The sequence below is a fragment of the Amycolatopsis roodepoortensis genome (genome assembly GCF_014873915.1).
Taxonomy (GTDB): Bacteria; Actinomycetota; Actinomycetes; order Mycobacteriales; family Pseudonocardiaceae; genus Amycolatopsis; species Amycolatopsis roodepoortensis.
Window position 1 is genome coordinate 1084298 of record NZ_JADBEJ010000004.1, and the last position, 14966, is coordinate 1099263.

At 67.4% G+C, this 14966-nt stretch carries 13 protein-coding genes; 1 reads left to right on the forward strand and 12 read right to left on the reverse strand.

Annotation, left to right across the window (positions count from 1 at the left end):
• Nucleotides 1–88: 88 nt before the first annotated feature.
• From H4W30_RS15805 to H4W30_RS15815, 3 genes are all read right to left on the reverse strand, one after another.
• Complete coding sequence (locus H4W30_RS15805; protein WP_007028829.1) at nucleotides 89–1417, reverse strand: NAD(P)/FAD-dependent oxidoreductase; 1329 nt, start codon at nucleotides 1415–1417, stop codon at nucleotides 89–91.
• An 84-nt stretch (nucleotides 1418–1501) separates the two neighbouring features.
• Complete coding sequence (locus H4W30_RS15810) at nucleotides 1502–2194, reverse strand: uracil-DNA glycosylase (RefSeq protein ID WP_192743497.1); 693 nt, start codon at nucleotides 2192–2194, stop codon at nucleotides 1502–1504.
• Entirely contained in the window at nucleotides 2191–2871 is a 681-nt protein-coding gene (locus H4W30_RS15815) for an endonuclease V (RefSeq protein WP_192743498.1), read from the reverse strand. Before H4W30_RS15815 ends, H4W30_RS15810 begins: the two co-directional genes overlap by 4 nt.
• Nucleotides 2872–2899: 28 nt before the next feature.
• On the opposite strand from H4W30_RS15815, the gene H4W30_RS15820 reads away from it, so the two are divergent.
• Entirely contained in the window at nucleotides 2900–4396 is a 1497-nt protein-coding gene (locus tag H4W30_RS15820) for a S10 family peptidase (protein ID WP_192743499.1), read from the forward strand.
• Between the two features lie 62 nt (nucleotides 4397–4458).
• On the opposite strand, the gene H4W30_RS15825 is transcribed toward H4W30_RS15820, so the two are convergent.
• The 9 genes from H4W30_RS15825 to H4W30_RS15865 all read right to left on the reverse strand — a co-directional run bounded on the left by H4W30_RS15825 (nucleotide 4459) and on the right by H4W30_RS15865 (nucleotide 14960).
• Complete coding sequence (locus H4W30_RS15825; protein WP_192743500.1) at nucleotides 4459–6204, reverse strand: S8 family serine peptidase; 1746 nt, start codon at nucleotides 6202–6204, stop codon at nucleotides 4459–4461.
• 53 nt (nucleotides 6205–6257) lie between these two features.
• A complete protein-coding gene (locus H4W30_RS15830) occupies nucleotides 6258–7256 on the reverse strand; it encodes an ABC transporter ATP-binding protein (RefSeq protein ID WP_192743501.1) in 999 nt (332 codons plus the stop codon).
• On the reverse strand, nucleotides 7249–8241 hold the full coding sequence (locus H4W30_RS15835; protein WP_192743502.1) for an ABC transporter ATP-binding protein: 993 nt from the start codon (nucleotides 8239–8241) through the stop codon (nucleotides 7249–7251). The genes H4W30_RS15830 and H4W30_RS15835 overlap by 8 nt, the downstream gene beginning before the upstream one ends.
• A 6-nt stretch (nucleotides 8242–8247) precedes the next feature.
• A complete protein-coding gene (locus tag H4W30_RS15840; protein WP_192743503.1) occupies nucleotides 8248–9201 on the reverse strand; it encodes an ABC transporter permease in 954 nt (317 codons plus the stop codon).
• Nucleotides 9194–10120, reverse strand: a complete 927-nt coding sequence (locus tag H4W30_RS15845; RefSeq protein ID WP_125694151.1) for an ABC transporter permease — start codon at nucleotides 10118–10120, stop codon at nucleotides 9194–9196. Before H4W30_RS15845 ends, H4W30_RS15840 begins: the two co-directional genes overlap by 8 nt.
• Before the next feature lie 87 nt (nucleotides 10121–10207).
• The gene (locus H4W30_RS15850) at nucleotides 10208–11827 is read right to left on the reverse strand and encodes a peptide ABC transporter substrate-binding protein (RefSeq protein ID WP_192743504.1); all 1620 of its coding nucleotides are present in this window, start codon (nucleotides 11825–11827) and stop codon (nucleotides 10208–10210) included.
• Nucleotides 11828–12084: 257 nt separating this feature from the next.
• On the reverse strand, nucleotides 12085–13038 hold the full coding sequence (locus H4W30_RS15855; protein WP_192743505.1) for a Ppx/GppA phosphatase family protein: 954 nt from the start codon (nucleotides 13036–13038) through the stop codon (nucleotides 12085–12087).
• Between the two features lie 22 nt (nucleotides 13039–13060).
• Nucleotides 13061–14260 (reverse strand): lytic transglycosylase domain-containing protein, encoded by a 1200-nt coding sequence (locus H4W30_RS15860; protein ID WP_192743506.1) that lies wholly within the window; start codon nucleotides 14258–14260, stop codon nucleotides 13061–13063.
• Between the two features lie 184 nt (nucleotides 14261–14444).
• The gene (locus H4W30_RS15865) at nucleotides 14445–14960 is read right to left on the reverse strand and encodes a DUF501 domain-containing protein (RefSeq protein ID WP_192743507.1); all 516 of its coding nucleotides are present in this window, start codon (nucleotides 14958–14960) and stop codon (nucleotides 14445–14447) included.
• Between the last annotated feature and the right edge of the window lie 6 nt (nucleotides 14961–14966).

A 14966-nucleotide genomic window follows, 5' to 3' on the forward strand; every position in this document is an offset into this window, starting at 1 on the left:
CGAGCCGGCGGCTTCGCCCCTTGAACGCCGTGAAGGCCCCCTTCCCAACGCTCAAGGCAGGGAAGGAGGCCTTCACGGCATCACGAACTCAGGACTTCGACAGCCGGTCGAATTCCTCGCGCGGGTTGTTGATCTGGCCGAGCGAGATGACCTCGCGCCGGAACAGGCCACCGAGCATCCAGTCGAACAGGATGCGGATCTTGCGGTTCCATGTCGGCATCGCCTTGAGGTGGTACGCGCGGTGGAAGAGCCAGGCCGGGAAGCCCTTGATCTTCAGGTTCAGCGCGTCGGCGACACCCTTGTGCAGGCCGAGGCTGGCCACCGCACCCAGGTTCTTGTGGTAGTAGTCCTTCGGCTTGCCGCCGCGGATCACCTTGATGATGTTCTTCGCCAGCAGACGCGCCTGACGGACGGCGTGCTGCGCGTTCGGCGGGCAGGTCGCGGTCGGGTCCTGCTCGGTGCGCGAGAGGTCCGGCACGGCGGCGTTGTCACCGGCGGTCCAGACGTCGGGGTGCCCGACGACCTGCATCGCGGCGGTGGCCTCGACGCGGCCGCGCTTGTCGAGCGGCAGGTCCGAGCTGGCGAGCACCGGGTTCGCCTTCACACCGGCGGTCCAGATGATCGTGTCGGTGTCGAATTCGGTGCCGTCCGAAAGCACGACGTGGCCGTTCTCGAACGACTTCGCAGCTGTCGACAAATAGACTTCGATGCCGCGCTTTTCGAGCTGCTCGACGGTGTACACACCGAGCGTCTCGCGCACCTCGGGAAGGATCCGGCCCGCCGCCTCGACGAGCACCCATCGGATGTCCTCGACCTTGAGGTTCGGGTAGTAGTTCTCCACCGCGAACCGGGTCATGTCCTCGAGTTCGGCGAGCGCCTCGATACCGGCGAACCCGCCGCCGACGACGGTGAACGTCAGCAGGCGCTTGCGCTGCTCGGGATCGAGCGTGCTGGCGGCCTCGTCCAGCTTCGTCATGACGTGGTTGCGCAGGTAGATCGCCTCGCCGATGGTCTTGAAGGCGATGCCCTCCTCGACCAGGCCCGGGATCGGCAGGATGCGCGCGACGGCACCGAGAGCGACCACGAGGACGTCGTAGTTCAGCTGCTCGACGTGCCCGTCGGCGGCCTCGACCGTCACGGCCTTGCGCTCATGCTCGATCTTCGTCACGCGCGCGGTGAGCACGTGGCAGCGCTTGAGCACGCGCCTCAGCGGCACGACCACGTGCCGCGGTTCGATCGCACCGGCCGCCGCCTCGGGCAGGAAGGGGGCATAGGTCATGTGCGGCTGCGGATCAACGACCGTCACGGACGCTTCGTTGGCCCGGAGCATCTTCTGGAGCCCGTACGCCGTGTAGAGCCCGACGTACCCACCACCAAGGACGAGGATCCGTGTCGGTTCCGACTTAACACCAGCCATATTTCTATAGTCGCACCCATCTGCTGAGATCGCTCGGAGACCCCATCCGGCTGTGACCAGCGTCGCCACGGTTTCCGCAACGATTCAGTTCAGGCCGGCCGCCGAGGTCGCGGAGGCGAGGACGTCGCACACCATGTCAAGGGTCAGGCGGCCGGTCTGGACATTGCGCTGCGACACGTGATAACAGCCGAAAAGGCGCAGGTCGCCGAGTTCCAGTTCGGCTCCGTGGCCGAACTTCGGGCGTGGCGCGGGCACCGGCCAGCCCGCCTCCGCGAGCACCGGCAGCAGCGCCTGCCAGCCGAACGCGCCGAGCACCACGACGGCCTTCAGCGTCGGTTTCAGCAACTCGAGCTCCGCCGCCAGCCACGATCGGCAGGTTTCCCGTTCCTCAGGTGTGGGCTTGTTGGCGGGTGGCGCGCATCTCACCGGGGAGACCATCCGGGTCCCGCGGAGCTCGAGGCCGTCACCGATATGGGTCGACGTCGGCTGAGACGCGAGCCCGACCCGGTGAAGCGCCTTGAAGAGGACGTCACCGGACGGGTCGCCGGTGAACAGACGGCCGGTCCGGTTCGCGCCATGTGCCGAAGGGGCGAGGCCGACGATCGCCAGCGACGCGTCCGGCGGGCCGAAGCCGGGCACCGGCCGGGCCCAGTAGGTCTCACCGGCGAAGGCCGCGCGTTTGACCACGGCGATCTCCTCGCGCCACGCGACCAGCCGCGGGCAGGCGCGGCAGCCGACGACCTCGGCGTCGAGTTCGGCGAGCGAGTGGAACCTCATAACGCCTCTTTCAGCGCGTCGCGGGCGAGACGGTCGGCTTGCCGGGTGGTCTCCGGCTGACGGAACTGGGGGCACAGCCGCAGCACCTGGCGGCAAGCGTTGTCCAGCGAGATCTTGTGGCCGACGGAGACATGAACGGGCTTCACCCCGTCTTGGGTGCGCAGGACCGCGCCGACGACCTCGCCGTCGTCCAGCAGGGGCGCCCGCGAGCCGCGTTCGAGGCCCGGCTCGTCGTGATCGCCGACGAACCGGGTCTTGCCGACGCCGACGGACGGCAGGCCGGTCACGACGCCGACGTGGCAAGCGAGCCCGAACCGGCGCGGATGCGCCAGGCCGTGGCCGTCGCAGACCAGCAGGTCCGGGACATGGTCGAGCGCGCGGAGGGCGTCGAGCAGCGGCGGCAGCTCGCGGAACGCGAAAAGGCCCGGTTCGTACGGGAATGAGATCCGGGAAACGACGGATCGCTTTTCCACGACGCGGAATCCGTCGATTTCGAGGGTGACCGCGGCGGCCGCGATGAGGCCGCTGTCCTCGTCGTAGGCGACGTCCAGCCCGGTGACCGTGACGATCTCTTGTGGACAGCGATCTTCGAGTTCGACCAGGCCACGCAGGGTTTCCTGGATCCCGATCGCCTCCTGGGGCGTGCTCGGGCGATCATGCGCCGTGACGATGTCCACCCCTACAGACTGCCAGTAAGTTGGAGGCATGCCGGACACCAATCCCGATGAGAAGGCCGCCGACGAGAAGGACACCCCGTCGGTGGAAACCAAGGTCGAGCCGACCGACGACCTGGTCACCACGAAGCACACGCTCACCCTCAAGCGCAAGAAGCTCGCCTACACCGCCCAGACCGGGCGGATCGTGCTGCGGAAGGAGGTCATCACCGACGGCAAGTCCGAGGGCTACAAGGCCAAGGCCGAGGTGTTCGTGACCTCCTACACGCTCGACGACGCGGAGCCCGGCTCGCGCCCGGTCACGTTCGCGTTCAACGGCGGGCCCGGTTCGGCGAGCGTCTGGCTGCACATGGGGCTGCTCGGCCCGCGCCGGGTGCTTTCGGGCGACGTCGACGACCCGGTCGCGCCGCCCTACGGGCTGACCGACAACCAGGAAACCCTGCTGGCGCACAGCGACCTGGTGTTCATCGACCCGGTGTCGACCGGCTATTCACGCGCCGTGGACGGCGAGGCGGCCAAGGAGTATCACGGGTACACCGCCGACATCGAGTCCATCGGCGAGGTCATCCGGCTGTGGGTCTCGCGCAAACAGCGCTGGCTCTCACCGAAGTTCCTCGCGGGCGAGTCGTACGGAACGCTCCGCGCGGCCGGGTTGGCGTCGCATCTCCAGGAACGCCACGGCATGTACCTGAACGGGCTGCTGTTGATCTCGTCCGTGCTGGACCTGGGCACGCTGCGGTTCACCGAGGGCAACGACCTGCCGTACTCGCTCTACGTGCCGACGTACGCGGCGATCGCGCACTACCACGGCCTTCACGGTGATCGCCCGCTCGACGACGTCCTGGCCGACGCCGAGGACTTCGCGGCCAAGGAACTCCCCTGGGCCCTCGCGCGCGGCGCGCGTCTGTCCACACAGGACCGCGCCGAAGCGGTGGCGACGCTCGCTTCCCTGACCGGCCTGAGCGAGTCCTATGTGGACCGCGTCAACCTGCGGATCGAGCACGTGCGGTACTTCACCGAGCTGTTGCGGGACAAGGGTCTCGTCGTCGGCCGGATGGACGGCCGGTTCACCACCTGGGAGCCCGACGGCGGACGCGAGCACATGAGCGACGACCCGTCGATCTCGCGGATCATCGGCGCCTATACGGGCGGGCTCAACCACTATGTGCGGGCCGAACTCGGCTACGAGAACGACCTGCCGTACGAGGTTCTGTCGACCGACGTCTTCAAGGCCTGGTCGTACTCGGACTTCGAGGGTCGCTCGGTGTCCTCTGTGGACTCACTGGCGTCGGCCATGCGGGCGAACCCGCACCTCCGGGTGCACGTCGCCTTCGGGCACTACGACGGCGCGACGCCGTACTTCGCTTCGGAGCACGTGCTGGCGCGCCTGCAGATTCCCGAGGAGCTGCGGGAGAACATCGACACGGCGTACTACCCGGCCGGGCACATGATGTACGTGCACGAGGAGTCGCGGGTGCGGCAGGCGAAGGACCTGGCGAAGTTCATCAAGACCGCTTCCGGGAAGTAGCCGGAGACTCGTGAGTGGTAAGGACGGTCAGAACCGTCCTTACCACTCACGAGAGGTGAAGATCAGCCGCGCAGGTACTGGGAACCGCGCGTCACAGCCGACCAGGCGTCGACGCCACCGTGGCCGTAGAAGCCGTTGAACGAAGCGTCACCGGTGCAGGTCGCGGTGAACGAAGCGTCCCGGCCTTCCTTCAGGTAGTCGACGGTCCGCGGCACCGGGCAGGCGATGTCGGAAGCCGTACCCTCGAGCACTCGCTGCACGGCGTCCGGGTTCATCCCGAAGTCGCGCGAACCCTTGCCGTACTGCGAAACGATCAGCGCGGCGACACCCGAAGCGTGCGGCGACGCCATCGACGTCCCCTGCAGCCACTGGTAGTAGCCGACGCGGCCGTCGGCGGCGGTCGCCTTCTGGATACCGGCGGAGACGCCGTCGGGCGTGAGGTTCCCGTCCGCGTCGATCATGCCCTCCGCGACACCGACGTTGCGCGGGTACGTCGAAAGGATCATGTTCTCGTTCGTGCGGTGCCACGGGGTGCCGAAGTAGTCACGGAAGTATCCGCCGGGCGCGGACACCGAGATCTGCTCGACGCCGTAGTTCGAGTAGTCCGCCTTCGCCTGCGACGGGCCGAAGGACGAGACACCGATCGTGTGCGGGCCTTCGACGGGCAGCGAGAGGCAGCTCGCGTTGTCGATCTGCCGCGGGTGCGTGCTGTTCGAAGGGTAGTTGGGGCTCGACGCGTCGGGCTGCGGGGCGCCGAGGTCGCTGTGCTGGTTGCCCAGCGAGACGACCTGGGTGACGCCCTTGCGGTGAGCGTAGTTCAGCGCACGGGTCGTCGCCTCGATGATGGTGCGCTGCTCGGCCTGCTGCTCGGCCGAGTCCGCGGGGTTCGCGGTGCAGTTGTACAGCCAGGGATCCGTGAAGAAGCTCATGTTCACGACGTCCACACCGGCGTCGCCGGCGTAGGTGATCGCGTCCACAGTCGGCTGCAGGAAGAACGAGCCCGAGTCCTGCCCGGCGCGGAGGTTCACCAGCGTCACGTTCGGGGCGACCCCCGAGACACCGAAACCGTTCGCGGCCGCGCCGATGGTGCCGGCGACGTGCGTGCCGTGCCCGTTGTCGTCGTGGTCCGCCGGGTCGACACAGCTGCGGAACTCACACGGCCCGTCGACGACGACGCCGTTCACGTCGGCGACGATGTCCTTGGTGAAGTTCCGCGACGCCGCGCGGTCGAAGTTCGGCGCGATGTCCGGGTGACTGCCGTCGACGCCGGTGTCGATGACGCCGACCTTCACCCGCTTGTCGCCCGGCTGCTTGGTACGCGAAAGGTCCGACCGGACGGACTTGAGTCCCCAGAGCTGATCATCGAGCGGGTCCATGCCGACGGCGTTCGCCTGCAGCGGCTTCTTGGCCGAGGCCGCGCCGCGGCCCTCCTTCTCGACGACACCCGGCTTGTCCTTCACCTTGCCCTGCTTCGGCGCGGTGCCGATCGCCTTCGCTTTGGCGGCGCCGAAGACCGACCGGTCCGCGGAGACGCGCTCGGTGAAACCGTTGGCGGGCGCGGTCGCGGTGACCAGGCCGACCGCGGCGTTGCTCGCCACGACGGTGCCCCCGGCGGCGCGGACCGCCCTCTCCACCGAAGCGACACTTTGGCCGTCGCGGGCCAGGACCGAGAATTCGGTCGCGGCGCCGGAAAGCGCCGGTTGCGCTGATGCCACCGGAGCAGCGACGATCGCGCCGAACAGCGGTACCGCGAGCGCGACCACGAGAGATCTGGGCTTTTTCACTTCCTGCCTCCTGAAGAAAACCATTCGGGCAAAACTACGTCAGCGATCCCTGTGTATCAACGAAGTCCCTACGAAAGTCAGGGGACGACGGTTTTCTCCTCCGCGAAATGACAGGCGGACAAATGCCCGCCGGACCGGGTGATCAATTCGGGTTCCTGATCGGCGCAAATGTCCTGCGCCTTCCAGCACCGGGTGCGGAACCGGCAGCCGGACGGCGGATCCAGCGGGCTCGGCACGTCGCCTTCCAGGCGGATCACCTGCCGCTGCCCGCGCAACGCCGGATCCGCGACCGGCACCGCGGACAGCAGCGCCTGCGTGTAGGGATGCGACGGATGTTCGTAGATCTCCTCTTCGGTCCCCATTTCCACGATCTTGCCGAGGTACATCACCGCCACGCGCGTGGAAAGGTGACGGACAACCGACAGATCGTGTGCGATGAACACATAGGAAAGGCCGAATTCCTTCTGCAGATCACCGAGCAGGTTCATCACCTGCGCCTGGATCGAAACGTCGAGCGCGGAAACCGGCTCGTCGCAGATGATCACCTTCGGCCGCAACGCCAGCGCCCGCGCGATGCCGATGCGCTGACGCTGCCCGCCGGAGAACTGGTGCGGATAGCGGTTGATGTGCTCGGGATTCAGCCCGACGACGTCGAGCAGCTCCCGCACCTTCGCCGCCCGCGATCCCTTCCGTGCCACCTCGGTGTGGATTTCGAAGGGTTCGCCGATGATGTCGCCGACCGTCATCCTGGGGTTCAACGAGGTGTACGGATCCTGCAGCACGATCTGGATCTCGCGCCGCAGCCTCCTCAGTTCGGCTCCCCGCAACGCGAAGATGTCGCGCCCCTCGAAGGTCGCGAGCCCGCCGGTGGGCTCTTCCAGCCGCATCAGCACCTGGGCCAAAGTGGACTTGCCGCAGCCGGATTCCCCCACCACACCGAGCGTTTCGCCCGGCATGAGATCGAAGGAGACACCGTCGACGGCCTTCACCTGCCCGATGGTGCGTTTGAAGAGGATCCCGGCCCGCACCGGGAAGTACTTCACCAGGTTTTCGACGCGCAGAATGGGCTCAGACACGATCGCTCACCACCTCGTCGGCGAAGTGGCAGGCGCTGACCCGGCCGAAGCCGAGGTTGTGCAGGGCGGGCCGTTCGGTCTCGCAGCGGCTTTCCGCCCGCGGGCAACGCGGATGGAACGGGCAGCCGGACGGGATGTTCAGCAGGCTCGGTGGCAGGCCCTTGATGGTCTCCAGCGTCTGTCCTTTGAGGTCGAGCCGCGGCAGCGAGGCCATCAGCGCCTCGGTGTAGGGATGCCCCGGCGAACGGAACAGCTCGGTGACGTCGGCCTGTTCGACGATCCGGCCCGCGTACATCACGGCGATCCGGTCGGCGACCTCGGCGACCACCGCCAGGTCGTGGGTGATCAGGATCAGCCCCATCCGCCGTTCGGCCTGGATCTCCGCCAGCAGGTCCATGATCTGGGCCTGCACGGTGACGTCGAGCGCGGTCGTCGGCTCGTCCGCGATCAGCAGATCCGGGTCGAGCGCGAGCGACATGGCGATCATCGCGCGCTGCCGCATCCCGCCGGAGAACTGGTGCGGGTACTCGCGGACCCGGCGGGCGGCGGCGGGGATGCGCACGATGTCGAGCAGTTCGATCGCCCGTTTCCGCGCGTCCTTTTTGGACATCCCGAGCCGGACCCGCAGCTGTTCCTCGATCTGGAATCCCACGGTGAACACGGGATTCAGCGCCGAGAGCGCGTCCTGGAAGATCATCGCGATCTCCCCGCCCCGCACCTCACGCCGCCGCTCTTCGGTGGCGGTGAGCAGATCCTCGCCGCGATAACGGACCGAGCCGCCGGTGACGACGGCGGGCGGGCTGTCGAGGATGCCCATCACCGTCTGCGCGGTCACGCTCTTACCCGAGCCTGATTCTCCTAGCACGGCAAGGGTTTCCCCCGCGTGCACGGAGTAGTCGACGCCGTTGAGCACGGTCGCGACGCCGTCGGACGTGCGGAATTCGACATGGAGGTCTTCCACCTCCAGCAGCAGTTCGTCGGTCACGGACGATCACCGGGCCTTCGGGTCGAGCGCGTCGCGGATGCCGTCACCGAGCATGACGAACGCGAGCACGGTGATGGTCACGAACCCCGCGGGGAACAACAACATGTGCGGATTCACCCGGAAGTAGTCCCGCGCGTCGCTGATCATCACTCCCCACGAAACGACCGGAGGCCGCACGCCGACGCCGAGATACGCCAGTGTCGCTTCCGCGCCGATGAACGCGCCGAGCGCGATGGTCCCGTACACCAGCACCGGCGCGACCGTGTTCGGCAGTAGATGCCGGAACACGATGCGCGGCGTGCTCGCGCCGAGGCCGCGCGCGGCCTTGACGTAGTCGAGCTGTTTGGCCACCAGCGTCGCCGACCGCATGATGCGCATCGCCACCGGCCAGCTCAGCGCGGCGATCGACACGACCACCTGCACGATGATCGTGACCACCCCGGGGTTCGAGCCGGGCGCGTTGAACGTGGTCAGGATGACGATCGCGCCGAGCACGAACGGCAGTGCCGCGAAGATGTCGCCCACCCGCGAGAACAGGCTGTCGACGAGACGGCCGTAGTACCCGGCGATGATCCCCACCACCGAGCCGATCAGGATCGTCAGCACTGTCGCGAAGACACCGACCAGCAGCGACGCCCGCGCGCCGTGGATCGTCCGCGCGTAGACGTCGTAACCCTGGTTGTCGTAACCGAACCAGGCGTCCGCGGACGGTCCTTCGTTGGCGTGGAGCAGATCGCTGAACCCGGCGGGCCGGGAGCTGAACAGGTCGGGCGCGATCGCGATGAGCACGACGAGCGTGATGATGACGGCGGAGATGATGAACGACGGCCGCTTGCGCAACATCCGCCAGGCGTCGCCGCCGAGGCTGCGCGGTTTGTGCGCCTCCGCGGAATCGTCGGCGACACCGGCGCCTGCGACGTCCACAGAGGACACCCCGCCGGCCACATTGGGGTCAGTCATAACGGATCCTCGGGTCGAGAACGGCGTAGAGCAGGTCGACGATGAGACTCACCAGCAGGTAGACCATCACCAGCAGGACGACGACGCCGGTGACGGTGGCGCCCTCCCGGTTCTGGATACCGCGGAAGATGAGCCCGCCGATGCCGTTGATGTTGAACACGCCTTCGGTGACGATGGCCCCGCCCATGAGCGCGCCGATGTCGGTGCCGATGAAGGTCAGCACCGGGATCACCGAGTTCCGGAGCAGGTGCACGCCGACGACCCGGCTGCGGGGCTGCCCCTTCGCGACGGCCGTGCGGACGTAGTCGGCGTGCCGGTTCTCGGCGATGCTCGTTCTGGTCAACCGGGCTATGTAGGCCATGGACAGGCTGCCGAGCGCGATCCCCGGCACGATCAGCTCGCCGATCGTGGCGTCCTCGGACACGCTCGCGTCGATGATGCCCAGTTCCGAACCGAGCACGATCTGGAGCACGATCGCGGTGACGAACACCGGGATCGAGATCAGGAACGTGGTGGACATCAGCACGAGGTTGTCGAGGAAGCCCTTGCCGCGCAGGCCGGTCAGGATGCCCGCGGACAGGCCGATGATCGCTTCGATGGCCACCGCGATGAGGGCGAGCCGGACCGTCACCGGATAGGCGTTCCCGATCAGTTCGCCGACCGAGTTGCCGTTGAAGGTCTCGCCCCAGTCGCCGGTGAACAGGTTGCCGAGGTATTTGAAGTACTGGACGAAGATCGAATCGTCGAGGTTGAACTTCGCGGTCATCATCTCGATGTAGGCGGGCGGGCAGGCGACCTGACCGCATTTGCCGGCGAACGGGTCACCGGGCACCGCCCACACGAGGGCGTAGATGAGGAACGTCGTGCCGAAGAAGACCGGGATGAGTTGAAGTAGTCGTCGGAGGATGTACTGGGGCATGGGCGTGCCGTCCTGAGGATCGCGTGGTGGGAGCCGTGGGTCCGGCCGGCCGGGAGCGGTGCGCTCCCGGCCGGCACGACCACGCGATTACTTCGCCGCGACCTCGATGGACGAGTAGTCCGCGAGACGACCGAAGTCGAGCTTCGCGACCTTGAGCCGGTTCGACTTGCCGCCGACACCCTTCTCTTCCCACACGGGGATCTGGGGCAGATCCTTCGCGATCAGGTCCTCGGCCTGCTGGTACAGCTTGATCGCGGCCGCCTTGTCGGCGGTCTGGTCCGCCTGGGTCAGCAGCGCGTCGACGGCCGGGTTGTTGTACGTGGAGTCGTTCGACGAACCGGTGCTCTTGTAGCGCGGGTTCAGGTAGTTCTCGATCGACGGGTAGTCGGCGGACCAGTCGGAGCGGCCCATGCCGGTCAGCTGACGGTTGTTGACGATGCTGCGCCACTGCCCGAAGTCGGTCGCCGGCACGAAGTCGCATTCGACGCCGAGCGCGTTCTTGATGCTGTTGCACGCCGCGACCAGCGGTTCCTTACGGCCACCGTCGGCGTTCGACGCGATGGTCAGCTTGCCGGTGAAACCGGACTTCGCGAAGTGTTCCTTGGCCTTCACCGGATCGAACTTGCAGAACTCGCCGCAGACACCGGGCCGGTAGCCCTCGATACCGCGCGACACGTAGCCGTCGGCGGGCGCGTAGGTGTCGTTCATGACGGTCTTGACGATCTGCTCGCGGTCGATGGCCAGCGAGATCGCCTTGCGCAGGTCGAGGTTGTCGTAACCCGGGACGTAGTACGGGAGGGCGAGCGCGCTGATGCCGAGCAGCTTCCCTTCGACCAGACGCTCACCGAGGTCGGTCTTGTACTTGCCACCGGCCTTCGCCGCGGGCGGGAGCGCCTCCATGAAGTCGAGGCGGTTGCTCAGCAGGTCCTGGTACGCGGTCTCCTGGCTGGTGTAGATGCGGACTTCCAGGTCCTTGAACTTGACCTTGTCCTCGCCCTGGTATTCGTCGAACCGCGTGAGCTTCATGTTCTGGTTCGGCGTGCGCGAAACGAACTTCAGCGGCCCGTTCCCGATCGGGGCCTTGGCGAACGCCTCCGGGTCGGCGAAGAACTTGTCCGGCAACGGCGCGAAGGCGAGGTAGCCGATCTTGGTGGCGAACACGGAGAACGGCCCCTTGAGCGTGGCCTGGAACTCGTAGTCGTTCACGACCTTGAGCCCGGACATCTCCTTGACGGCCGGCTCCTTGGCGCTGATCTCGTCGTAGCCCTGGATCTGCTCGAAGAACGACGCGTTCTGCATGCCGTTCTTGCCGTTCGCGCTGTAGTTCCAGGCGTCGACGAAGTTCTTGGCCTTGACCTCGGTCCCGTCGTGGAACTTCCAGCCCTTCTTGATCTTGATGTCGAAGACCTTCGAATCGGTCGTGGTGATCGATTCGGCCATCAGGTTGTACGGCTCGGCGGTGTCGGACTTGTAGCCGACGAGCGCCGAGAAGACCGGCTTGAGGGCCTTGGACCCACCGAGCTCGTTGGTGTTGGCGGGAATCAGCGAGTTCTCCGGCTCGGTGCCGTAGACCGAAACCGACGCGTTGGCGTCGACGGCGCCGGACCCCTTGTTCTCGCTGGAGCCACCACCTCCACAGGCCGTCAGCAGCATGGCCGCCGTGGCCACCACCGCCGTCGCTCCCCAGAACCCGCGTGAAGCCCGCATGTCCACTCCAACTCTCGTCGTCGGATAGTCCGGCGAGCGCTGGTCGCGCCCCACCGTCCAGAAGGTGAGACGACGCTATGGGACAGGTGAAGCCGATCACAGTGCGTTGGTGTTGCAAATGTGTGACGGTCTCCCGGACCACCCGGTTAGAGCACAACGTTGGTAGGAACGCCGCTGCGCCGAACGGCCCAATCCGGACTGGAGGTCACCGCTTGATCACCTAAAGAAATGGCTTCCTGTAAGAGAAAACCCGACTGTCAGGCCAGCGACAGCGCGATCCCGTCGAGGATGTCGTGCTCGGAGATCACCAGTTCGCCGGGACCACCGCGCGTGGCGAACTGCTCGGCCAGCACCTGCACGATCACCGAGCCGCCGCCGATCACGTCGACCCGGCCGGGGTGGATCACCGGGTTCGCGGCGCGGGTCGCGTGGTCGGCCGTGAGGAGCGACCGCGCGACGCGGTCGATGTCGGCGTGGGAGAGCTTGGAAAGGTGGGTGCGCTCGGAGTCGTACTCCGACAGGCCCTGCGCCACGGCGGTCAGGGTCGTGACCGTCCCGGCGACGCCGATCCACGTCTTGGCGGTGGACACGTCCACCACGTCGAAGGCCTCGGTGAGGACCTTGGCGGCCAGCTCACGGGCTTCGGCGATTTCGGCCGCGGTCGGTGGGTCGGACTTCAGCGCGCGTTCGGTGATGCGCACGCAGCCGATGTCGACCGACTTGGCCGCGATGACCTCGGCCTGGCGACCGTCCCAGGTGCCGACCACGAGTTCGGTCGAGCCGCCACCGACGTCGACCACCACGAAGGGGCCGTCGTCGGGGTCCTGCTCGCCGACGGCGCCGGTGAAGGACAGGCGGGCCTCTTCGTCGCCGCTGATGACTTCGGCCTCGGAGCCGAGCACCTCGCGCGTCATCGCGAAGAACTCGTCGCGGTTGCTCGCGTCGCGGGTCGCGGACGTCGCGACCATGCGGACCTTTTCGACGCCCTTGCGGCGCGCGGCGATCGTGTAGTCGGCCAGCGCCTTGCGGGTGCGCTCGAGCGCCTCGGGGGCCAGCTTGCCGGTGGCGTCCACGCCCTGGCCGAGGCGGACGATCCGCATCTCGCGGTGCAGGTCGCGCAGGTCGACCGTCCCGTCGTGGCGGGGCGTCAGCTCGGCGACGAGCAGGCGGATGGAGTTGGTCCCACAGTCGATCGCGGCAACACGAGGCATGCCCCGAGCTTAGACAATGCGATCAGGGCGTCTTGGTACCGCTGGTGTCCGTCACCGTCGTGGTCGTGGTGATCGTCGTCGGCGAGCTGCAGGTCGTCGGCGGCGGAGCCGAAGTCGTCGTCGTGCTCGTGCTGGTGTTCGTGTTCGGCACCGTCTCCGTCTCGGTGACCGTCGGGCACTGCGGTGGCTTCGAGCTTGACGACGATTTCGAAGGCGACGAACTGGAACTCGAGTTCGTTCCCGGCAAGGTGTTCGACGGCGGCGTCACCGAACCGGGCGGCGTCGACGGCACCGGAGGCGGCGGCACCGACGCGGGCGGCGGGGCGGCACCGGCGTTCGGGGCGCCGATGGGCACCTTGCTGTCCGGCGTCGGCAGCACACCCGTGCGGTACGCCTCGGCCCAGATCAGCACGGTGTTCACGTAGGTGTCCGAGTTGTTGTAGCGGAACACGGCCGCGCGCAGCTGATCCGGTTTGGACAGGTCGAGCCCACCGGAGCACAGGTACCGGCCCGTGCCCAGCGCGGCGTCGAAGATGTTGTTCGGGTTCGACTCGCCGTCGCCGTTGCCGTCGGAGGCGTAGGCCTTCCAGGTCCCGGGGATGAACTGCGTCGGGCCGACGGCGCGGTCCCACACCGTGTCGCCGTCGAATTTGCCGCCGTCGGTGTCCGGGATGGCGGCGAACGGCCCGGCGCCGTTGAGCTGCGGGCCGAGGATCGGTTCGAGGGTATTGCCCTTGGCGTCGACGTAACCGCCGCGCGCGTGATTGGACTCGATGCGGCCGATACTCGCGATCAAAGCCCAGTCGATGTGGCAGCCGGGCTGTTCGGCGATGAGGATGTCGGCGGCGTTGCGGTACGCGGCGAGCGCGGTGACCGGGATGCCGAGCGGCCCCTCGGGGAGTTCGTCCGCGGGGAGCGGGAGCGGGGTCGGCGCGTTCGGCAGGCTGCCGTCGACGCCGATCTGATGGACGAGCGGGTTCTTCGGGTCGTAGCCGCCGACGAGGGCGACAGTGCCGGACTGGACCGTGCTCGCCGTCGCGGCCCAGCTGCCGGCACCGACGACCGCGGCACAGGCCGGGACGATGGCGAGGACACCTCCGGCCACCGCGGCGATCGTGCGGTGCCGGAGACAGAGTCTCCGGGCGGCTCGAGGTACGTGTCTCAGGCGAGAGCCCATGGATACAGCACCGGTCACCGCGCCTGGCACGTGCCTCACGCGCATAACTCAGAACCCTCCCGGCGGACCACGACTCGGCGATCCGGTACTCGCTCACCCCGGCACCTCACAACTGGTGCCCAGCCTGCCGCATGCGGTGACCGGTTTCACCCCATAGGGGAAGACCAGTTGGTCGACATCCGGTGAATTAACCCACCTGGAGGAACTATCTGTACACCGCGGGCCGGTGTTACCCCTGGCAGTCGCCGGACGGCCAGCCGTTCTCCTTGAGCAAAGCGAGCGTTTCGTCCCCGAACGGGTTCACGCCGGGGCCGACGGCCAGCGTGTGCGCCAGGTGGACGTGCAGGCATTTGACGCGGCCGGGCATCCCGCCCGCGCTGACCTCGTGCCCGAGCGGGTCGATGGCGTCGCGTTCGGCGAGGTAGCTCTCGTGGGTCCGCTGGTAGGCGGCCGCCAGCTCGGGGTCCTCCGCGAGCCGGTCGGTCATCTCCTTCATCAGCCCGGACGCCTCGAGCGTGCCGACCATGGAAGTCAGCTTCGGACAGGTCAAGTAGTAGAGCGTGGGGAACGGCGTGCCGTCGTCGAGACGGGGGCTCGTCTGCACGACCGACGGGTGGCCGCTCGGGCAGCGCGCGGCGACGGCGCGCAGCGCACGGGGGGCCCGGCCGAGCTGTTCCGCGATGATCTCGCGGTCGGCGTCGGTCACAGGGTCGTATGAAGACTTTTCCGTGCTGTTCACACCCATAAGGCT